The 19,573-nt window shown below is 71.2% G+C and carries 22 protein-coding genes and 1 tRNA gene; 16 read left to right on the plus strand and 7 right to left on the minus strand.

Annotated elements, in window-relative coordinates:
- The first annotated feature begins 37 nt into the window (after positions 1 to 37).
- Positions 38 to 1,249 carry a hypothetical protein gene (locus ACLQ2S_RS07090; RefSeq protein WP_425701365.1) on the plus strand — a complete coding sequence of 404 codons (1,212 nt, stop codon included), beginning with the start codon at positions 38 to 40 and terminating at the stop codon, positions 1,247 to 1,249.
- Positions 1,250 to 1,329: 80 nt separating this feature from the next.
- Here ACLQ2S_RS07090 and ACLQ2S_RS07095 read toward each other — a convergent pair whose 3' ends face one another.
- Positions 1,330 to 2,379, minus strand: a complete 1,050-nt coding sequence (locus ACLQ2S_RS07095) for an NAD-dependent epimerase/dehydratase family protein (RefSeq protein WP_155217250.1) — start codon at positions 2,377 to 2,379, stop codon at positions 1,330 to 1,332.
- A 66-nt stretch (positions 2,380 to 2,445) separates the two neighbouring features.
- Positions 2,446 to 2,577, minus strand: coding sequence for a hypothetical protein (locus ACLQ2S_RS07100; protein ID WP_255456625.1), 132 nt, complete (start codon positions 2,575 to 2,577; stop codon positions 2,446 to 2,448).
- A gap of 116 nt (positions 2,578 to 2,693) precedes the next feature.
- Between ACLQ2S_RS07100 and ACLQ2S_RS07105 the strand changes: the two genes are divergently transcribed.
- From ACLQ2S_RS07105 to ACLQ2S_RS07130, 6 genes are all read left to right on the plus strand, one after another.
- Positions 2,694 to 2,765: transfer RNA gene (locus ACLQ2S_RS07105), tRNA-Lys, on the plus strand.
- A 144-nt stretch (positions 2,766 to 2,909) separates the two neighbouring features.
- Complete coding sequence (locus ACLQ2S_RS07110; protein ID WP_102657755.1) at positions 2,910 to 3,185, plus strand: type II toxin-antitoxin system Phd/YefM family antitoxin; 276 nt, start codon at positions 2,910 to 2,912, stop codon at positions 3,183 to 3,185.
- On the plus strand, positions 3,182 to 3,439 hold the full coding sequence (locus ACLQ2S_RS07115) for a Txe/YoeB family addiction module toxin (protein WP_120328095.1): 258 nt from the start codon (positions 3,182 to 3,184) through the stop codon (positions 3,437 to 3,439). The genes ACLQ2S_RS07110 and ACLQ2S_RS07115 overlap by 4 nt, the downstream gene beginning before the upstream one ends.
- Positions 3,440 to 3,579: 140 nt before the next feature.
- Entirely contained in the window at positions 3,580 to 3,777 is a 198-nt protein-coding gene (locus ACLQ2S_RS07120) for a flavin reductase (protein ID WP_155217246.1), read from the plus strand.
- Between the two features lie 290 nt (positions 3,778 to 4,067).
- On the plus strand, positions 4,068 to 4,322 hold the full coding sequence (locus tag ACLQ2S_RS07125) for a FitA-like ribbon-helix-helix domain-containing protein (RefSeq protein WP_155217244.1): 255 nt from the start codon (positions 4,068 to 4,070) through the stop codon (positions 4,320 to 4,322).
- Complete coding sequence (locus ACLQ2S_RS07130) at positions 4,304 to 4,720, plus strand: type II toxin-antitoxin system VapC family toxin (RefSeq protein WP_309223101.1); 417 nt, start codon at positions 4,304 to 4,306, stop codon at positions 4,718 to 4,720. The genes ACLQ2S_RS07125 and ACLQ2S_RS07130 overlap by 19 nt, the downstream gene beginning before the upstream one ends.
- Before the next feature lie 254 nt (positions 4,721 to 4,974).
- On the opposite strand, the gene ACLQ2S_RS07135 is transcribed toward ACLQ2S_RS07130, so the two are convergent.
- Positions 4,975 to 5,466, minus strand: a complete 492-nt coding sequence (locus tag ACLQ2S_RS07135; protein WP_425701366.1) for a hypothetical protein — start codon at positions 5,464 to 5,466, stop codon at positions 4,975 to 4,977.
- Positions 5,467 to 5,567: 101 nt separating this feature from the next.
- Positions 5,568 to 6,515, minus strand: a complete 948-nt coding sequence (locus ACLQ2S_RS07140) for a helix-turn-helix domain-containing protein (protein WP_155217240.1) — start codon at positions 6,513 to 6,515, stop codon at positions 5,568 to 5,570.
- On the opposite strand from ACLQ2S_RS07140, the gene ACLQ2S_RS07145 reads away from it, so the two are divergent.
- From ACLQ2S_RS07145 to ACLQ2S_RS07155, 3 genes are all read left to right on the plus strand, one after another.
- Complete coding sequence (locus tag ACLQ2S_RS07145; RefSeq protein ID WP_230462518.1) at positions 6,514 to 7,704, plus strand: saccharopine dehydrogenase family protein; 1,191 nt, start codon at positions 6,514 to 6,516, stop codon at positions 7,702 to 7,704. The genes ACLQ2S_RS07140 and ACLQ2S_RS07145 overlap by 2 nt on opposite strands.
- Before the next feature lie 10 nt (positions 7,705 to 7,714).
- Positions 7,715 to 8,791, plus strand: coding sequence for a DUF6183 family protein (locus tag ACLQ2S_RS07150; RefSeq protein WP_309223100.1), 1,077 nt, complete (start codon positions 7,715 to 7,717; stop codon positions 8,789 to 8,791).
- Between the two features lie 97 nt (positions 8,792 to 8,888).
- Positions 8,889 to 9,470 carry a DUF1349 domain-containing protein gene (locus ACLQ2S_RS07155; protein WP_155217238.1) on the plus strand — a complete coding sequence of 194 codons (582 nt, stop codon included), beginning with the start codon at positions 8,889 to 8,891 and terminating at the stop codon, positions 9,468 to 9,470.
- A 67-nt stretch (positions 9,471 to 9,537) separates the two neighbouring features.
- On the opposite strand, the gene ACLQ2S_RS07160 is transcribed toward ACLQ2S_RS07155, so the two are convergent.
- Positions 9,538 to 10,236 (minus strand): TetR/AcrR family transcriptional regulator, encoded by a 699-nt coding sequence (locus tag ACLQ2S_RS07160; RefSeq protein WP_425701367.1) that lies wholly within the window; start codon positions 10,234 to 10,236, stop codon positions 9,538 to 9,540.
- Between the two features lie 104 nt (positions 10,237 to 10,340).
- Between ACLQ2S_RS07160 and ACLQ2S_RS07165 the strand changes: the two genes are divergently transcribed.
- Positions 10,341 to 11,051, plus strand: a complete 711-nt coding sequence (locus tag ACLQ2S_RS07165; protein WP_425701368.1) for a DUF4386 domain-containing protein — start codon at positions 10,341 to 10,343, stop codon at positions 11,049 to 11,051.
- 55 nt (positions 11,052 to 11,106) lie between these two features.
- On the opposite strand, the gene ACLQ2S_RS07170 is transcribed toward ACLQ2S_RS07165, so the two are convergent.
- Together ACLQ2S_RS07170 and ACLQ2S_RS07175 are read right to left on the minus strand one after the other, a co-directional pair.
- Positions 11,107 to 13,494 (minus strand): glycoside hydrolase family 65 protein, encoded by a 2,388-nt coding sequence (locus ACLQ2S_RS07170; protein ID WP_425701369.1) that lies wholly within the window; start codon positions 13,492 to 13,494, stop codon positions 11,107 to 11,109.
- A 76-nt stretch (positions 13,495 to 13,570) separates the two neighbouring features.
- Positions 13,571 to 14,275 (minus strand): prepilin peptidase, encoded by a 705-nt coding sequence (locus ACLQ2S_RS07175; protein ID WP_309223185.1) that lies wholly within the window; start codon positions 14,273 to 14,275, stop codon positions 13,571 to 13,573.
- 678 nt (positions 14,276 to 14,953) lie between these two features.
- Here ACLQ2S_RS07175 and ACLQ2S_RS07180 point away from each other — a divergent pair.
- The 5 genes from ACLQ2S_RS07180 (at position 14,954) to ACLQ2S_RS07200 (ending at position 19,570) form a co-directional block, all read left to right on the plus strand.
- Positions 14,954 to 15,523, plus strand: coding sequence for a hypothetical protein (locus tag ACLQ2S_RS07180; protein ID WP_309223097.1), 570 nt, complete (start codon positions 14,954 to 14,956; stop codon positions 15,521 to 15,523).
- 104 nt (positions 15,524 to 15,627) lie between these two features.
- Positions 15,628 to 16,533: a hypothetical protein gene (locus tag ACLQ2S_RS07185; RefSeq protein WP_425701435.1), complete on the plus strand. Its 906-nt coding sequence runs from the start codon at positions 15,628 to 15,630 to the stop codon at positions 16,531 to 16,533.
- A 49-nt stretch (positions 16,534 to 16,582) separates the two neighbouring features.
- Positions 16,583 to 17,242 carry an SAF domain-containing protein gene (locus ACLQ2S_RS07190; protein WP_155217234.1) on the plus strand — a complete coding sequence of 220 codons (660 nt, stop codon included), beginning with the start codon at positions 16,583 to 16,585 and terminating at the stop codon, positions 17,240 to 17,242.
- 2 nt (positions 17,243 to 17,244) lie between these two features.
- Positions 17,245 to 18,045: a ParA family protein gene (locus ACLQ2S_RS07195; protein ID WP_155217232.1), complete on the plus strand. Its 801-nt coding sequence runs from the start codon at positions 17,245 to 17,247 to the stop codon at positions 18,043 to 18,045.
- The gene (locus ACLQ2S_RS07200) at positions 18,035 to 19,570 is read left to right on the plus strand and encodes a CpaF family protein (RefSeq protein ID WP_155217230.1); all 1,536 of its coding nucleotides are present in this window, start codon (positions 18,035 to 18,037) and stop codon (positions 19,568 to 19,570) included. Before ACLQ2S_RS07195 ends, ACLQ2S_RS07200 begins: the two co-directional genes overlap by 11 nt.
- The last annotated feature ends 3 nt before the right edge of the window (positions 19,571 to 19,573 follow it).

Consider the following 19,573-nt stretch of genomic DNA (forward strand, 5'->3'; position numbering starts at 1 on the left):
GCCCGCCCCTCGTTGACACGGGCCCTAGCATCACGGGGTGCGCCTGAGATCCTTCAATGCCCTGATCGCGTTCGGCGTCGCCATCGCCACCCTCACCGCGTGCGGCCCGTCCGTGCCGAGCGCCGACCCACGCGACGCGCAGGCACCGGTGACCGGCGCGGACACCGCCGCCTCGCCGACCGAACCGGAGCAGGAACCGGGCGCGCAGGCCACCCCGGCGGCGCGGACCGGGCTGGGCAGCCCAAGCCCCAGCGCCACCCCGTCCGGTACGCCCCGGGGGTCCGGTACCGGCAACCCGTCCGGGCGGGTGAGCGTACCGGCGGCGGGGCGGGCGGTCGACACGTCGAAACCGACCCGTACCGTCGGCGACGGCACCGCCGCGAGCTGCACCTCCGCGGCCGTCGTCCGGGCGGTCGCGGCCGGCGGGATCATCACCTTCGACTGCGGCCCCGACCCGGTGACCATCCGGATGACCGCGACCGCAAAGGTACGCAACGCCAACGGTCCACAGGTGGTGCTCGACGGCGGCGGCAAGGTCACGCTCAGCGGCCAAGGCAAGCGGCGCATCCTCTACATGAACACCTGCGACCCGTTGCAGGGCTGGACCACCTCGCACTGCGACAACCAGGACCACCCGCGTCTGACCGTGCAGAACCTCACCTTCGCCGACGGCGACGCCACCGGCCAGGGCACCGACGGTGGCGGCGGAGGTGCGATCTTCGTCCGGGGCGGTCGGTTCAAGGTGGTCAACTCACGCTTCGTCGACAACCGCTGCGACCGGAGCGGCCCGGACGTGGGCGGTGCCGCGATCCGGGTCCTCGACCAGCACGACGACCAGCCGGTGTACGTGGTCAACAGCACCTTCACCGGCGGCTCCTGCGCCAACGGCGGCGCGCTGAGCAGCATCGGTGTGTCCTGGGTGGTCCTCAACAGCGTGCTGCGGGACAACGAGGCGATCGGCACGGGCGCGAATCCGGCCCGCTCCGGCACGCCCGGCGGCGGCAGCGGTGGGGCGGTCTACTGCGACGGCAACACGTTCTCCGTACGCATCGCCGGCACGGTCATCGAGGGCAACGACGCCCGGGAGGGCGGCGGGGCGATCTTCTTCGTCAGCAACGACCGCACCGGCACCCTGCGCATCGAGAACTCGACCCTGCGCCGCAACCCCAGCCGTGGCTTCCAGACCCACCCCGGCATCTTCTACCTCGGCGCCGGCACACCAACCTTCACCACCTCCACCATCCGCTGACCCTGATCCGTGTTGATCAAGAAGTTTTCGTCACCCGCAGGGCGGTTTCTCGACCAAAAGCTCTTGGTCAACAGGCCGGGTCAGTGGGGGTTGCCCTGGCCGGTGGGGAAGGTGGGCGCGGTGGACAGGGCTGGGCTGGGTGCTTGGGCCCCGTCGGCCATGCCGCCGAACAGCTCGCGCAACGCGCTGACCGAGTCGACCGTCGGGCTCCAGCCAAGCTCGTTCTCGGCCCGCTCGCTGGACATCAGCGGCGCGTTGAGCGCCAACTCCACCCATCCGGCATCGACCGGTTGCAGCCGCGCCCGCCAGGTGAGCGCCGCCGCGACCCGCAGCACCGGTGCGGCCACCGGCACCGTCCAGCCGTGGAAGTGCCGGGCCACCAGCTCGGGAGTCAGCACCGGGTCCGCGGCGACATTGAACGCGCCGCGCGCATCACCCATGATCGCCCGGGCGTACGCGTCAGCCACGTCGTCGGCGTGCACCACCTGCATCCGTAGTCGCCGGTTGGTCGGCACCAACGGCAGCCGACCGAACCGCAGCAGCCGCACCGGTGCCAGCGGACCGAGGAAGTAGCGGACGATCTCGGTACCGGCCTCCCGCTGGAAGATCAGCCCGGGGCGCATCCGGACCAGCCGTAGCGCCGGATGGCTGCGCTCGATCCCGTCGAGCATCTCCTCCACCGTCGCCTTGTCCCGGCTGTACGACGACTCGGGCACCCCGGTCACCGGCCAGCGCTCACTGACCGGCGCGTCCTTCGGGCCGGGTGCGTAGGCACCGACCGACGAGGCGTACACCAGGGCCGGCACCCGGGCGCGCAGCACCGCGTCGACCACCGCCCGGCTGCCGCCGACATTGGTCCGGCGCAGCACATGCTGGTCGTGGCTAGGCTGGATCTGCCAGGCCAGATGCACCACCACATCGGCACCGGCGAAGACCCCGGAAAGCTCGTCGGTCGCGCCCGCCAAGCCGATGTCGCAGGAGTGCCACCGCACCCCGTCGTACGGCTCACCCGCTCCCCGAGGCGGCAACCGCCGCGCCACCCCGACGATCTCCACGTCACGCTCGCGCCGCATCCGGCGCAGCAGCGCCGAACCCACGTTCCCGCTCGCTCCCACGACCACGATCCGCATGTCCGGCCCGTACCCGGTCAGCCGCTTTCCAAGCGCGCCCGCCGCGCCGTCCTCGGCTCCCGCCGATCAGCGGGCGAGCAGCGCGCCGATCAGGCAGGCGAAAGCGGCGACCGAGCTGGCCGTCCGGACCAGGTTCCACCGCACCCACGGCGTCTCGAACCACCGGCGTACCCCCGCCAGATCATCGATCTCGTCCACCGGCCCGGCGGCTTCCAAGGTCCACCCGCGCCCCGGCCGGAGCCGCCACCAGCCATCGATGACACCGGCGGAAGCCGCGAGCCCGCTTCCGCCGGTGTCCGGTAACCTGATCGCGCGGGCCGCTAGCTCAATGGCAGAGCTGTGGACTTTTAATCCATAGGTTCAGGGTTCGAGTCCCTGGCGGCCCACTCCTCCGCAGGTCAGCGGCTCTGTGTGGGGTCGCACGAACCGCGATCTCGGCCCGCACAGCAGCGAAGAACAGCATCGGCCACGAGTGAGGCAACAGCGCCCCACCCGAGGTACAGTTTTCTGTACCTGCCCTGGAGGTCGTCATGCGGACCGTGAACTTCACCCAGCTACGCCAGAACCTGGCCGCCGAACTCGACAGCGTCATCAACGACGCCGAGGAAGTGGTGGTGACCCGCTCGGGCCACGAACCGGTGGTCATCGTCCCGCTTGCCGAGTACGAGGCGATGAAGGAGACCGAGTACCTCCTGCGCAACCCGGCCAACGCCGCAGCCCTGCGCCGCTCGATCGCGGAGCTTGAGCAGGGCGACGCGGCCGAGCGGGACCTGATCGACCCGGCCACCGTGCGAGACGTCGCGTGAGGTTGGTCTTCACCGCGACAGCCTGGAATCAGTACCTCAGCCACACCGACCGCAAACTGGTCAAGCGCATCAACGACCTGATCGCGGACGTGATGCGCAACGGATACGAGGGCATCGGCAAGCCGGAACCCCTTCGGGGAGAGCTGTCCGGCTTCTGGTCCCGCCGAATCGACCGCGAACACCGGCTGGTGTATCGAATCACCAAGGACGACGTCGAGATCATCGCCTGCCGATACCACTACGGCGACCGGTAGTCGGACCGGCGCGGAGCCAGCAGCGCCGACGGTCATCGGTCGAGCGCCTAGCCGAGCCGCTCGAGCGCGTCGCGGGTGGCCGCCGAGGACACCACCGTGTAGATCTCCATGGTGATGGCGAACTGCGCGTGCGGCTGATCATGCCGGGCTGGACGTGCGGCGGCTGCGGCGCTGACTGGCCCTGCCACACTCGGCGGCGGGAGCTGCGAGCGGAGTACGACCGCGCGCCGGTGTCGCTGGCCCTCTACCTGGCCGCCCAACTCGTCGACGCCGCCCAGGACCTGGCCCACGTCCCCGCCGGCCACCTGCACCACCGATTCCTCGGCTGGACCCGATGAGCATCATCCGGCCAGGCAACGAGACGTTCCACTACAGCGATGGCTCCCATAAGTGGATCCCGCCGGACCCGGACTACGACCAGGCAGCCTGGGACGAGCAGGTCCGCCGGACACGGAACCTGATCCGGCCAGCTCGTCGGCAATCCATAGGTTCAGGGTTCGAGTCCCTGGCGGCCCACGTACTTCTCTGACCTGCGGTTCTTGGTACGTGCCGCAGTCGTCATGCGAACCGGTTGGTCGAGGTTCGAGTCTTTCTGGCCAGCAAGTGAGACTGCATGCATAATGAATGCATGGTTGCGCTCCAGATTCGAGACGTCCCGGAAGAGGTGCGAGACGCCCTGGCGGCCCAGGCCAAGGCGCGTGGGCAGTCACTCCAGGCGTACCTGCTGGAGTTGGTGGAGACCCAGGCTCGACGGCTGCGCAACACGGCGGCCCTTGATCGCTTCGCCGGCCGATCGGACGGTGCTCGCTCCCTGCCGGGGGAGAGTGCCGCCGAGTTGGATGACCAGCGGGAGCAGCGCGGACCGTGGGGAACCGCCGCGTGATCGTGGTGGATGCGTCGGTTCTGGCCGATGCCCTGGTCGACGACGGGCCGGTCGGCGACGCGGCGCGGGCGGAACTGACCGGAGATCCGCACTGGGCCGCGCCGAGCCATCTTCTGATCGAGGTCATGTCGGTGATCAGAGGCAAGGTCCTCGGTGGGAAGCTCGGCCTTGCTCGGGCACAGGAGGCGATCGACACCCTGCCTTCGTTGGTCATCGACGAGGTTGGTGTCGCGACACTGCTTGATCGGATGTGGCAGTTGCGGGGCAATGTCACGGCGTACGACGCGGCGTATGTCGCGGCGGCCGAGTTGCTGGCCTGTCCACTCGTGACCGGTGATGGTCGGCTCGCCAAGGCCAACGGCGTCCGCTGCGAGATCCGGCTGCTCGCGGCGTCTTGACGGTAGCCGCCCGAGGAGTATCGGCCTGAGGTCCTTGGGGCGGCGGCCAACCTGAGTGGTAGCGGGTCACCGGCGATCGTGGCGGTGTGGTTCGCATGGTGGTGCCGCCGGCCCACCATTCGCCACTGCTGACCTGCGGGAGCGCAGCCTCCCGTGATCCGAGTTCTGCCACCTGACCGCCCGGATGTTCCGGCGAGGCCTCCATCTGCTCGGCATCTCGCCCCCGAACGGACGTGACACAGGCACGGAGAGGTTCAGTGTGCCGGCGGCCGGTAGCGGCGGAGCCAGAGCCAGATCGTCCATCCGATGAGATAGCCGAGATATCCGACCAGCAGGACCGGGGCCGCCCCGGACAGCCGGTGGTCGGCGCTGGTCGAGGCCTGGACGGCCAGGACGAGGACGCCGACGAGAAAGAGCATCGTGACCGCTCCGAGGTGGTATATGTCCTCGGCGGAGCGGCGGCGCAGCTCGGCCACGTGCTCCGGTTGTTTCCAGTACGACGGATGCGGGACGTTGAGGAGGTCGATCGGGATCCGACTGACCAGGGCGGCAAGACCGACGAACATCGCCACCAGGCAGAGACCGAGCACCACGGCGACCAGGATCGCCGTGCCGCGTGAGCTGTACGAGTCCGCGCGCAGATCGGTCCCGAAGTGCAGCGCCACCCGCTCCGGCCAGACGAGTGCACCGTAACCGACCGCTGCGGCGTAGCACAGAGTAGCTACTACGAAGCCCTTTCGCTGCATGGCCAGCGAGGCTATCCGACCGTCCGAGAGGGATCGTCGCCACCTGCTGATCGGAGTCGAACCCGTGGCTGGAGCGTGGCCTGACGACTGGCCCGGGCTTGCTACCGCGTGAACGTCTGGCGGTAGGTGTCGGGCGGCACGCCGACCGTACGACGGAAGTGGCGGCGCAGGGTTGTCGCGGTGCCCATGCCGGAGGCGGCGGCGATGGCGTCGATGCTGTCGCTGGTGGTTTCGAGCAGCTCCTGCGCGCGGCGGATCCGCTGGGTCAGCAGCCACTGAAGCGGGGTGGTGCCGGTGATCGCGTGGAAGTACCGGGTCAGGTGGCGTGAGCTCAGGTTCGCCTGGCGGGCCATGTCCTCCACGGTGAGTGGCTGGTCCAGGTGCCGCATGACCCAGGGGATCACGTCGGCCAGGGGATGGTCGTCCTGGGCGGGCACCGGTGTGGTGACGAACTGTGCCTGGCCGCCGGCTCGGTGCGGCGGCACGACCAGGCGGCGGGCGGCGATGTTGGCGATCGCCGAGCCGTGGTCGCGGCGCACCAGGTGCAGGCACAGGTCCATTGCCGCGGCCTTGCCTGCCGAGGTGAGCACGTTGCCGTTGTCGACGTAGAGCACGTCCGGGTCGACGGTGACCCGGGGGTGGCGCGCGGCGAGCTGCTCGGTGTGCGCCCAGTGGGTGGTGGCACGCAGCCCGTCCAGCAGACCGGCGGCGGCGAGTACGAACGCGCCCGTGCACAGGGAGACCACCCGCGCACCGGCCTCGTGAGCGGCGCGTACCGCTTCGACGAGGTCGATCGGCGGGTCCTCGTCGACGTCTGCCAGGGCGGGGACGATCACCGTTTCGGCGTGGGCCAGCTGGTCGAGTCCGTGGTCCGGGTCCAGCCGGAACCTGCCGACGCGCACCGGCCGGGTGCCGCACACGGCCACGTCGTACCAGGGGACTCGCACGGCGTCGGGGGCGGAGGCGAAGACCTCGTAGGCCAGGGCCAGTTCGAAGTGCAGCATGCCGTCGGTGGCGGCGAGGGCGACGGAACGCGGGCGAAGGGCCATGTCGGAAATTGTGCGGGTCGCGTCGTTCCGGACACTGGCAGGGGTACGCCGTACCGAAGAGGATCTTCAGCAACGGGAACACTTCGGCGTGCGGGAGCAGGACATGGTGGCGGTTGGAAGCATCGCGGTCTACGGGGCGTACGGACACACCGGGCGGTTCGTGGTCGCCGAACTCCGGCGGCGCGGGCACGTACCGCTGCTGCTCGGACGCGACCGGGACAAGTTGCGGGCGCTGGCGCGGGACCAGCCGGATCTTGAGACGCGGCAGGCGTCGGTCGACGATCCGGCCTCGCTCGACCGGGCACTGGAGGGCGCCGTCGCGTTGATCAACACCGCCGGACCGTTCGCCTTGACCGCCGGCCCGGTGATCGAGGCCGCGCTGCGCGCCGGCATTCCGTACGTCGACGTGGCGGCCGAGATCGAGGCGAACGTCGACACGTTCGCGCACTTCGCCGCACGCGCCCGCGCCGCCGGCACGGTGGTCGTCCCGGCGATGGCCTTCTACGGCGGTCTCGGCGACCTGCTGGTCACCGCCGCGATGGGCGACTGGACCACTGCGGATGAGGTGCACGTCGCCTACGGGCTGAGCAGTTGGCACCCGACCGAGGGCACGCTCGCCGCGGGCGCCGTCTCGGCGCGGCGGCGCGGTGGCCGCCGGGTCCGTTTCACCGGCGGTCGGTTGCAGTACCACGACGACCCGCTGCCGACCCTGGAGTGGCCCTTCCCTACGCCGCTCGGCCCGCAGCGCGTCATCGGCGAGTTCACCATGGCCGACGTCGTCACCGTCCCCAGCCATTTGGCGGTGCCGGAGGTGCGTACCTACATGGCCGCCAAAGCCGCCTCGGACCTGCTCTCCGCCGATCCCACGGCGCTGACCGGGGTCGACGAGCGCGGCCGCTCCGCGCAGACGTTCGTCGTCGACGTTCTCGTCCGCTCAGGCGACGCGAAACGCCGCGTGACCGCGACCGGCCAGGACATCTACGCCACCAGCGCGCCGCTCGCGGTGGAGGCCGTCGACCGCGTCCTCACCGGACGGACCCGGGCGACCGGTGTCGTCTCCGCCGGTGCGGCCTTCGACGCCCGCGACTTCCTCGACGCCCTGTCCGCGCACCTCACGCTGCACGGACCGGCGGACACCCGCACGGCCTGCCTCTCCGATGACGGTCGGCCAGGGGCGCACGCTGGTTAGAGTGCCCGACGTGGATGAGGACCCTCGGGATATCGCGGCCACGGTCACCGAGTTGCACGATGTGACGAGGGTCCACGAACTCGCCGAGCGGCGTCTCGGTGCCGGCGATGCGCGCTTCGTCGCGGATCTCGGCATCGCGTTGTGGCGAAGGTACGCAGGGCAAGCCGTCTCACCGTGGCAGTACCGCAGCGTCTTCGATTCGGTGCTGCGGCTGTTGACGCTCACGCCGGGTGTCGTCGACCAGGCGGCCCGGTTGGTTTCCGTCGTGCAGGACCGCCACACGACCCGCTACGCCGCGTCCCTGCTCGCTTCGGCCCATAGCCCGGCTGACCTGGGCGTCGTGTTCGACGCGGGCCGGTCGGAGGAGCTGCGGGCCTGCGTGCTCCAGGAGTTGGTGCTGCGTGGTGCCGAAGTTCGCCACCGGTGGGCGACCTCCTCGCACTGGCGCTACCACCCGCTCGGCTGGCTGCCGCTGTCGTTGACTCCGATCGAAGGACGCCCCGTCCTGCCCGACTACCACCTCCACGGAAGCAGCCAGGAGTTGCCGGTCATCGCGGCCGAGGCGGTGCGCGGACACGGACCCGTACCCCACTGGCAGGAGACGACCACTCCCGACGAGGCGGCCTCGCTCGCCGCCGCCGTGGACAACTGGGCCGAGGAGTCCAACGGTCACATCGAGGCGCGAACGTTCGCCTTCGACGACGACCTCCCGGCAGCGGCGGTCGGGGACGCGCTGGTCCGCGTCGGTCTGCAATGCGCCCAGGGCATGACGACCGGACTCAAGGTCTGCTCCGCCTCCCAGGCGTGGCGGCAGTTGTTCTCCGCAGCCTCCACCGGTGGGGCCTACAACAGCGGCGAGTTCGGCGCGTACGGAAGGCTGCTCGCCTGGCGGTCGGTCGCGGCACTGGTCGGTGCCCCGCACGACGCACCAGCCGGTGACGTCGAGGCCATCGCGAACCGCTGCTCCTGGTACTCGTTCGCCCTCTCCACCCCGTGGTTCGACAGAGTCGCCTGGGATATCGGCCTGGCGGTCGTGACACCGGACCGGCGGCGTCTGGCGGTACTCGCGGCCACCGACACCGACTGACAACGTCCTGAGTGAAAGCGCTTCCACACCCGGCTGAGCTGGTCAGATCGATCGGGGCGGGTTGTCCGGGCCAAGCCCGCACGGCACCCTTGCCGGCATGTCGATGGAGTCGCTCGACTGGCAGGACGTCAACGGTAATCGCGTCGGATCTCCTGACAGCGGTCTGCTCAGCGCACCGGCCCGTACGGACTGGTTCGCCGACCCGGCCGGCGGCGAACCGACCGGGTCAGCGCCACTCGCGCTGACTCGATGCGTCGGCGATTTCCAGCTCAGCGCCCTGGTCGAGGCCACGCTGACGGAAACCTACGACGCGGTTGCGCTGTTCGTCCATGGTGGAGCGACGAGCTGGGCGAAGCTGGCCATGGAACGATCACCGGCCGGTACGGACACGATCGTCACGGTGGTGACCCGTGGGGTGTCCGACGACGCCAACGGGGTCGCCGTGGCGTGTCCGGGGCGCTCGTGGCTGCGGATCTCCCGCATGGGGGTGGTGTACGCGTTCCACCACTCCGACGACGGCGCGCGTTGGAAGTTGGCCCGGCTGTTCACGCTCGGGCCGATAGCCAGCCACCGGGTCGGCTTCAGCGTGCAGTCGCCGATGGGCGACGGATTCGATGCCCGCGTACGGCACGTCAGGATCACCCCCACCACGCTGCTCGACGCCCGCAACGGATGCTGATCCGACCACCGGCCGCCGCCGTGAGCCGCCGCCGTCCGTGCGGCCCGGCACCACGCGCGGCGGGCCGTCATTCATCCGCGGCGGATCGGCAGCGCGCCTGTTCCAGTCCGTCGAAGAGCAGGTCGAGGGTGAACTCGAACTCGGTCTGACTGTCACACCAGCCCAGGGTGGGGTCGGTGGCGGCGTGCATCTCGGCGGCGACCATCGCGCCGAGGTGGGGCAGCTGCTCGGCCAGCACGGCCAGTTCCGCCTCTGCGGCGTCGGCCTCCTCGCCGGTGGCGGGCTTGAAGACCTCCTGGGCGAAGCCGAGTGCCAGGCTGCCGAACGCGTGCAGCGCCCGGTGGGCGATCCGGTACGAGAAGCCGCCGTCGACCAGGGTGGCGAGGATGCCCTCGTAGTAGCCGTAGACCCCGGGGGGAATGGTCGGGCGGGAGCTGAGCAGTGCGGGTGCCCACGGGTGCCGCAGCATGACCGTACGTGCGGCGAGGAAACGCAGTCGGAGCCGGGTACGCCAGTCTCCGCCGGCCGCGTCCGTCTCGGCCTGGTCGGCGGCTGCGGTGATCTCGGCGATGACGGCGTCGACGAGGCCGTCCAGCAGCCCTTCCTTGCCGGGCAGATGGTGGTAGAGCGACATCGCCTCGACGCCTAGATCGGCGGCGAGCCGACGCATCGTCAGCGCCGCCATCCCCTCCGCGTCCACCAGCGCTGTCGCGGCGGCCAGGGCCCGGTCACGGCTCAGCGGCTCCCGCCGTTTCCTCGCTGCCACGTGACCCCCACCTCTCCTTGACCTTACAACGTACGGTTGGCCTTACGACGTAAGGCTCGTCTGCCCGGTCCGCCCCGGGAACTGCCGCAACCGAAGGAGCCACCATGCATCCGCTGATTCGCACCGCCCGTACGACCGGACTGTTCTACCTCGGCCTCGGTGTCGCCGGCATGCTGGGGTTCCTCACCATCCGCCCGATGATCTTCGACGCCGGTGACGCCGACGCGACCCTCGCCAACCTGGTCGCCAACGAGTCGTTGGCGCGGGCGGGGGTGGCCCTCGAACTGCTCGTCGTGCTCACCCAGTCACTCGCCGCCGTCTGGTTCTACCGGCTGTTCCGTACCGTCGACAGCACCGCCGCCGGAAGTATCGCCGCCTTCGGCATCGTCAACGCCGTCGCGATCCTCGGCAGCGCCGCCCTGCTCGCGACCGCCGTCGGGGTGGCCACCGACGGGACCGGCGACGCCGCCGGCACCGTCCAATTGCTGTATCTCGTCAGCGAGAACCTGTGGGGAGTCGGCGGGATCTTCTTCGGCCTCTGGCTGGTGCCGATGGGCTGGTGCGTGCTGCGTTCGGGCTGGCTACCCCGCCCGCTCGGCTGGATCCTCGTCGCCGGTGGGGTGGGCTACGTGCTCATGACGTTCGTCAACTACCTCGCCCCCGGTGCTGGAGCCGCCGCCGACCTGCTGGTGATCCCCGCGACCGTGGGCGAGTTCTGGATCCTCGGCTACCTGATCATCTTCGGCCTCCGGAAGCGGGCGCTCACCGAGACTCCGCAGGTGAACGCACCGCTCACCGCCACCTCGCCCGCCTGACCGTCCGCCCGCCCCGGCTCGGGCCGTGTCCCCGTGCGGTACGCCCGAGCCGGGGTCAGCGGCGGGCCGGGCGGCGACCGGGCGGCGACGGCGGTTCGGGACCGAAGTCGGGTAGCGCGGGCATGGGACGGACCGTCGGTTGCCCGGCGGTCACCCGCAGGCGCTCACCGTGGTGCCACAGCTCGATCGCGGTGTCCGCGTCGGCGTCCGGCAGCGCGTACCGGGCCTCCTCGGCGGTCAACGTGACGTGCAGCCGGTGACCGTGCCAAAGCAGGCTGAACGCGAGGCGGTCGATCCGGTCGGGCAGCCGTGGGTCGAACGACAGCAGTTCCCGGTCGTCACGCAACCCGCCGAAGCCCTGCACCAGCGTCAGCCAGGCCCCGCCCAGGGAGGCCAGGTGCAGCCCGTCGCCCGTCTTGTCGCCGAGATCCTTCAGGTCCTGGAGCACCGACTCGGCGAACAGGTCGTACGCCAGGTCGAGGTGGCCCAGTTCGGCGGCGAGCACCCCCTGCGGGGCGGCGGACAGCGACGAGTCCCGGACCGTCCGCGCCTCGTAGTAGGCGAAGTTGGCGGCCTTCTCCTCGGCGGTGAACTCGCCTGGGCAGCGCAGCATCGCCAGCACCAGATCGGCCTGCTTGACCACCTGGTGCCGGTACAGCTCCAGATAGGGGAAGTGCAGCAGCAGCGGGTAGTCGTCGTCGCTGGTGTTGGCGAAGTCCCATTCCGGCAGGTCGGTGAATCCGGCGGCCTGCTGGTGCACCCCGCGCTTCGAGTCGTACGGGATGGTCATCGCCTCGGCGGCGGCCCGCCAACCGGCCACCTCGGCCGGATCCACGCCCAGCCGACCGGCTGCCTCCGGGTGCCGCTGCACGGCGTCGGCCGCGCCGCGCAGGTTCCGTCGTGCCATCAGGTTGGTGAACAGGTTGTCGTCGACCAGCGCCGTGTACTCGTCCGGACCGGTCACCCCGACGATGTGGAAGCTGCCGTCGTCGGTGAAGTGCCCGAAGCCGTGCCACAGCCGGGCGGTGGCCACCAGCAGGTCCAGCCCGGCACCGACCAGGAAGTCCTCGTCGCCGGTGGCCGCGACGTAGCGCAGGACCGCGTCGGCGATGTCGGCGTTGACGTGCAGCCCGGCGGTGCCGGCCGGCCAGTAGCCGGAGCACTCCCTGCCGCCGATGGTCCGCCAGGGGAAGGTGGCACCGGTGAGCCGCAGCTCCGCCGCACGGTCGAACGCCTGCGGCAGGTGCGCGTGCCGCCACCGCAGCGCCGACCGGGCCACGTCCGGCGCCACGTAGGTCAGCACCGGCAGCACATACCCCTCGGTGTCCCAGAGGACGTGCCCGTCGTAGCCGTTGCCGGTCAGCCCTTTGGCGGGGATGGCCCGGTCGCTGTCCGAACGCCCGGCCTGGATCAGGTGGAACATCGCGAACCGGGTGGCCAGCTGCAACTCCTCAGCGCCGTCGAGCACCACGTCGGCGGTGCGCCAGGCGCCGTCGAACGCGGCCCGCTGTTCGGCGAGCAGGGCGTCCAAGCCGTCGGTACGCGCGGCGTCCGCGTCGCCGGACACCTGGTCGGCCAGTTCCTCGACCGAGGAGTCCGCGACCGGCCTCCACTCGTACGCCGCGAACTTGGTCAGTCGGGCCCGCTCACCGGGGCGCAGCGCCCCGGTGAGGGTGAGCCGGATCCGGTCTGCGGTGGCGTCCACCCCGGTGGCGACGTGCTCCGGCAGGGCCGTCCGGTGCGCGACCGCGACGGCGACCCGCTGCCCGCTGCGTTGGGTACGGTGCACCAGCAGCGCGTCGGAGTCGTCGGCACGGTGCAGTTCGGCGGTCAGCGGCTCCTGGATCAGCGAGGCGGCCCGAGGGTCGTCGCCGCGTTCCGGGATCCGTTCGTTGGCCAGCAGGTCCGCGCAGATCCGGACGTCGACCGGCCCGTCCAGGGGCTCCACCGTCCAGTCGACGGCGGCGACCCGGCGGCGGCGCAGCGACACCAGCCGCCGGCTGCGTACCCGCACCCCGTCACCGGCCGGCGAGATCCATTCGGTGTGCCGTTCGATCACTCCGGCGCGCAGGTCCAGCACCTGCTCGTGGGCGAGCACCGTGCCGGTGCGCAGGTCCAGCGGCTCGTCACCGACCCAGAGCCGGATCAGTGTGGCGTTCGGCGCGCTGATCGCGGTGTCACTGAGCTGCGGGAAGGCGTACCCGTCCTCGGGGTAGTTCAGCTGTCGGCATTCGTGCAGCCCACTGAGGTAGCTGCCCGGCATGTCGACCGGATCGCCTTCGTCGAGGGTGCCGCGCCAACCCAGCCAGCCGTTGCTCAATGCGAAGACCGACTCGGTCTCACCGAGCCGGTCCAGGTCGTCCCGGGTACGTCGGATCCGCCACCGCTCGTCGGGCTGCGGCTCGTCGGCCTCCGGGGGCGACGGGTCGGTGTTGGGCTGCACAGCGCCTCCAGGCGTTTCCGTTGGTCCTGCAGGGCTGACAGTTCCCCAGCGGCTGGCTCGCCACACCAGCAGCGGCTCACCACCACACCAGCAGTAACGCGCCGAGCCCGCCGAGGACCAGGTAGGGCCCGAACGGCAGGTGGCTCGACCAGTGGGCCCGTCGGCTGACCAGCAGGGCCAGGGCGACCAGCCCGGACAGGGTCAGCGCGAGGAGCAGCCCGAGCACCGGCACGCTCCAGCCGTACCAGCCCAGGAGCGCGCCCGCGCTCAGTGCCAGCTTGGCGTCGCCGATGCCGAAGCCCCGGTTGCCGAGCAACAGGGTGGTGGTTCCGAAGAAGAGCGCCAACCCGAGCCCGGCGGCGATGGCGCGCAGCCACGGGGCGGCCCCGGCACCGGTCAGCGCGGCCAGCCCGAGCAGCAGCCAGGTACCGGCGGCGGCCGGCAGGGTGAGCCGGTCCGGCAGCCGGTGGACCGCGAGGTCGATGAAGACCAACGGCACCGCGAAGGCCAGCCACCATGTGGCGGCGGCCAGTTCGACGACGGGTGGGCGGGCCAGCAGCAGCGCGGTCACCGTGGCCAGGGCGGTCAGTTCGACGACGACCGGCGCGGCACCGACCCGTGCACCGCAGCCCCCGCAGCGGGCGGTGGGGCCGAGCGCCGGCCAGGGACGGCTGGGGCTGATCGGCGCGCCGCAGGCGTCGCAGCCGACCCGGCGATCGGTTCCCGGGGGTACGGCGTGTCGGGCGACGGCGTACCGCAGCAGTGGGGTGATCGCGAGCACGGCTGCGGCGTGCGGCCACGGTCGGGGGGCGCGCCTCGGCGGAGAAACGGTCGACGCGACGGTCCGGTCCGGCGGTGCCGGTGCGGCGGGTCGCCGGGTCACGCCATCCACCCCCTCACGGAGGGTAGTGTGACCGGTCGGTTCGGGTGGCGAACCGACCGGTCAGCGGGCCTTGTCGGGGCGCCGTTCGAGGGTCGACGAGCATGATCGACACCGGAAGATGCAATTCCCACGGGATGCAATTGACGCCCAATTGGCACCGTTATTGCCGGGGACGGATCGGACCGATTGCCATTTCCCACCCCATTGCGACCGGTCGGCTGTGAGCCCGATCGAGGGCGGGATCGACCACCCCGCCGACCCCACCGGCCCGCCCCACACATCGAGCCGACAAACGCCGGCAACCTTCCGGAAACCACGCCGCGCCACCACCGATCATCACTAAGAGTGTTCACATGAATTGCCTCTGTTGCATCGGCTGACGTCAGCCTATGCTCGCCCCTTGGATGTGACACAACCCACGTCCACTACCGACAAGCAGCCAGGCCAGTGCATTCATAGGAGATCCACAAAAGTCAATGCGGCTGCGTACGGGGGACAGACCGGAGTGATCCTTCCGGTCGCGCTGCCGCACGCCCGGCGAAAGCGTCCGCCGGTCGGCACCGAGGAGGGCACGAGGTGCGAGCACGGCAAGTGAGCCGCTGGACGGCCAGCCTGATCGCGGTGGCCACGGTCGGCACCAGCACCGCCTGCGGCGGCACCCAGACGACGTCCACCGCCGCGACACCCGAACGGAACACGCCTGCCGGTGCCGAGCGCGCCGCCGAGCAGGCGGCTGCGGAGAAGGCGGCGCTGGCGGCCTACTCCGGCTATCTCGCCGCCTCCCGCGCGGCAAGCCGCCGCAGTGACCCGCAGGAGCCGCAACTGGCCCGGTTCCTCGCCGACCCGCTGCTGACCAACGTCCGGTTCAACCTGCGGCAGGCCCGCCAGCACGGCGCGGTCGCTGCCGGCACGTTGCGCTCGGAAGGTCCCACAGTCGTCTCGATGGACCTGGACGCCGATCCCCCCACTGTGGAGATCCAGGACTGCGTCGACGCCAGCAACTACCGGCTGGTCTACGTCGCCGACGACAAGGTCGTACCGGGCACCCGTGGCTCCCGTCACCTGGCCACCGCCACCGCCACCCGCTATCCCGACGGCCGCTGGCGGATCAGCGCCGGCGCGGCTCACCAGGACCAGCCGTGCTGACCCGGCGGACCAACGGTCGCGGCCCACGGCGACCCGTCGACGCGTTTCCCGGCCGACCCGAGCCGGTATCGGTCGGCCGTCGATGCCGACCGGCCACCACCCGGATCGTCGATCTCCGCCGGGCGCTGCTCGGCGGGGCGCTGGCGGTGCTGCTGGCGGCCGTCGGCGCGGTACCGGCGACCGCCGACCCCGGTGCCGATTGCCCACCGGCCCAACCCAACTGCAACGTCTGGGACGACGACCCGGGTACGCCCGGCGGCGGCGGTAACGGAGGCGACAACGGCGGTGGCGACAACGGCGGCGGAGGCGGGGGCGTCTGCCAGTGGCAGGGTCGCACCGTCCCCTGCTACGACGAGTTGTTCGGCTGGTTCAACAGCGGTGACGGCTGCTACTACAAGCTCGTCGAGTCCCCGGCCACGGAACCTCCGCCGGGCCAGCAGTGGTACCTGCGGAACTGCATCGGCACGCTGGGCCAGGGCACGCTCGTGTCGCTGGACGAGCCGCCGCCGGGCTTCGGCGCCCCGCCGGACCCGGATGAGCTGGCCCGCCGGGCGTTCGCCTCGATCACCCTGCTCGCGCCCCGCGCGGCGGTCGCACCACGCAAGCGCGTCGGCCCGGGTCTGGTCGGCCTCCCGGTCTGGATGTGGGCCGAACGGGGCGCCAACCAGTTCGGCCCGTTGCGCGCCTCCGCCTCGGATCGCGGCCTGACCGTGACGATCCGGGCCGAGGTGGAGCGGGTGGTCTGGGACATGGGCAACGGTGACAAGGTCACCTGCACCGGCCCCGGCACCGGGTACGACCCTCAGGGCCGGTACGCCGGGCGACGCTCCCCCGACTGCGGCTACCACAGCGGCTACGACCGGGCCGACACGTACACGGTCCGAGCGACCACGCACTGGTCGGTGACGTGGACCAGCAACAGAAATGACAGCGGAAGCATCGACGGTGTCACCCGCACCACGGACCCCGTCGAGATCGAGATCAACGAGCTTCAGGTGGTGACGCGGTGAGCGAGCACGTCCTGCGCGTTCCGCAGTCGCGAGCGAAAGGTGGGCACCGATGAGCGTGGCGACCCGGAACGAGATCCCTCCGGTGGATGCGCCGGTCGCCCCACCCCGGGTGGTCCGCCAACGTCGGGTTCGACCGGGGCTGCTCGGCCTCGCCGTCCTGCTGATCGCCCTCGGCGGGCTGGGCTCCGCGTTCGCGGTGACCTCGGTCCGGGCGACCGGCAGCTACCTGGCGGTGGCCCGCGCGGTCGAGGTGGGCAGCGTGGTACGCGCCGACGACCTGATGTCGGTGCAGGTGGCCGGCGGTCAGGGACTCGAACCGGTGCCCGCCTCCCGGCTCGCCGACGTGATCGGGATGCGCGCCGCCGTCTCACTTGCCCCGGGCTCCCTGCTGACGATGAGCCAACTCACCGACGAACCGCTGCTCGGCCCCGGGCAGCAGCAGTTCGCCCTCGGGCTACGGGCCGCCCAGGTGCCCGCGCCGAAGCTGCGCCCCGGTGACCAGGTGCTGCTGGTCAGCACCCCGGACAACGACAGCGGCAAGGGTTCGTCGGCCGCCACCCGATTCACCGCCACCGTCACCGATGCCGTCTCCACCGACGGGCGGGACGAGGTCGTGGTCTACCTGGCGCTCGCCGTCCGGGACGTGCCGGCAGTGGTGGCGCTGGCCGCCCAGGATCGGATCGCGGTCGTGCTGACCAAGGCGGCCTGAGTATGGCGATCATCGCGCTGGTCTCGGCCAAGGGTTCGCCAGGGGTGACCACCACCGCGCTGGCCTGCGCGTTGAGCTGGCACCGGCGGCTGATCCTCGCCGAGTGCGACCCGGCCGGCGGCTCCATCCTCGCCGGATACCTCGGTGGAGCGCTCGACGGGCCACGCGGCATCGGCGAGTTGGCCGTCGGCGAACTGCGCGACGGCACCATGGAGACCTCGTTCTGGTCACAGTTGGTCGACCTCGACGCACCCCGTCGAGAGCGGCTCCTGCTGCCGGGAGTGGTCGACCCGGCCCAGGCGGGCAGCGTCACCCCGCTCTGGCAGCGCTTCGCCGACTTCTTCACCAGCCTCGAACGCGGCGATCCGCCGTACGACGTGATCGTCGACTGTGGCCGGCTGCACGTCCTGGGCCCGCCCTGGCCGCTGCTGCGCGCCGCCTCGGTGGTGCTGGTGGTGACCCGGGCGCAACTGCCCGACCTGTCCGGCACCCGGGCCATGGTCCAGGCCATCGAGCGGGACTTCACCGAACACCGGGTCACGCCGGGCACGCTGCGGCTGCTGCTGGTCGGCGGCGGGCACGGCAAGAGTGAGGTCAGCAAGGCCCTCCGGCTTCCGGTGATCGCCCGGCTGCCGCACGACCCGCGTACCGCGGCGGTGTTGAGCCTCGGCGGGACGGTGCGCGCCAACCGGCCGCTGCTGCGCGCGGCCCGCGAGTTGGAGGTGCCGATCGGCGCGCTGCTGGAACGTCGGCGGGCCCGGCTGGCGTGGCCCGTCTCCCAGGGGGTGCCGGATGCGATTTGAGCCGGTCTCGTCGGACCCGCGTCGGCAACCACCCGGCGCCACCTCCATCGCCCCGCCGCTGCCGCCCGTCAACGGCTGGCACCCCCCGCCCGCGCAGCCGCCGGTCCCGGTCACCGCGCCACCAGCGGCCCCGCCGCCCCGGCCACGGCTGGACTTCCAGGTGGTACGCGAGCTGCGCCGTCAGCTCAGTGAGCGGCTCACCCGGTGGCAACGCGGCCGGGAGTTCACCGTCGCCGAGGAGGACACCGAGCGGGCCCGGCTCGCCGTCGAACTGGTCGCCGAGTACGCCGACTCGGTGCGTCGCGCCGGCACGCCGATGGCCGCCGGTGAGGAACGCCTGCTGCTCGACCAGGTGACCGCCGAACTGGCCGGTCTCGGTCGGCTCCAGACGCTGCTGGTCGACGACACCATCGAGGAGGTGCACATCCTCGGCTGCGACCAGGTGCGCATCACCCGGCACGGCGGCGGCGTCGACTGGGCCGACCCCATCGCCGACAGCGACGACGAGTTGGTGGAGATCCTTCAGGCGGCGGCCCGCCGGGCCGGTGCCACGGAACGCTCCCTGTCGACCTCGAAACCCACCCTGGACCTGCAACTGCCCGACGGCAGTCGACTGGCCGCGGTGTTCCTGGTCAGCCACCGTCCGTACGCGGTGATCCGCAAGCACAACACCCTCGACGTCAGCCTGGACGACCTGGCCGGCGGGCGGGGCGATCTCGACGAGATGATCGACCCACTGCTGCGGGACTTCCTCCGGGCGTCGATGCGGGCCGGGTTGAACATCATGGTCGCCGGGCTGGCCGGTGCCGGTAAGACCACGGTGATCCGGGCCATGATGAACGAGATCCCACCGGACGAGCCGTACGTCCTGCTGGAGGAGAGCCGGGAACTGCTCCCGGCTCGTCGCGGCGAGCGGCATCGCGCGGTGATGAGCTTCGAGGCCCGGGAGGGGCACGGGGAACGCGGGCCGGACGGTCGGCCCGCCGGTGAGGTGAGCATCGCCGACCTGATCCCGGTCTCGCTGCGGATGGGTGTGCTGCGGATCATCGTCGGCGAGGTGCGGTCCCGGGAGATCGTGCCGATGCTCCAGGCGATGACCACCAGCCGGGGATCCATGTGCACCATCCACGCGCGTACGCCCGCCGGGGTGAGCGAGCGGATCATCGAGCTGGCGCTGTCGCACGGCCGGGAGATGACCGTCGACCAGGCCCGCCGGATGGCCGGCAACGCGCTCGACCTGATCGTCTACGTCAACGTCGACGACGAGACCGGCATCGGCGGGCGCAAACACCGCTTCGTCTCACACGTCGAGGAGGTCGTGGGGGTCGGTGAGGGCAGCCGGATCACCACCACGCAGGTCTTCGGTCCCGGCCCGGACGGTCGGGCGGTCCCGAAGCACCTGCCGGAACGGGTCCGGGACCAGCTGTTGCGGGTCGGCTACGACGCCCGGCTGCTGAGCCGTTGGATCGAGGCCGGTCAGGGCGCCTGGCGTCGCCCCCGGCAGACCCGACTCGGGCGGCGGTGAGCC

Source organism: Micromonospora sp. DT48, assembly GCF_049844495.1.
In the GTDB taxonomy this organism is placed as follows: domain Bacteria; phylum Actinomycetota; class Actinomycetes; order Mycobacteriales; family Micromonosporaceae; genus Micromonospora.